This window comes from Opacimonas viscosa (genome assembly GCF_024199005.1).
In the GTDB taxonomy this organism is placed as follows: domain Bacteria; phylum Pseudomonadota; class Gammaproteobacteria; order Enterobacterales; family Alteromonadaceae; genus Opacimonas; species Opacimonas viscosa.
Genome location: NZ_JANATA010000350.1, coordinates 1 through 230, shown reverse-complemented (window position 1 = coordinate 230; position 230 = coordinate 1). Strand labels below are relative to the sequence as shown.

Annotated in this window: 1 protein-coding gene; it reads left to right on the top strand. The window is 48.3% G+C overall.

Going from position 1 to position 230, the window contains the following annotated elements; genetic code table 11:
* On the top strand, positions 1 to 230 hold a 230-nt coding region (locus tag NLF92_RS13885), incomplete at both ends, for a response regulator (RefSeq protein WP_254102866.1).

The following is a 230-nucleotide window of genomic DNA, read 5'->3' as shown; positions in this document are numbered from 1 at the left end:
AGCTGGACCCACAACTGATTATTGCCGATTACCATCTCGACGATGGTGATACCGGCTTTGACGCCCTTGCGATTACTCGAGAGCACCTTAATCCACACCCACCGGTTATTATGATAACCGCCAACTATACCAATGAACTACGCCAGCAGGTGCGAGAGCAAGGCTATTCCCTGCTGAATAAACCCGTCAAACCCCACAAAATGAAGCTTGCTCTGTCTAACTTACTATCA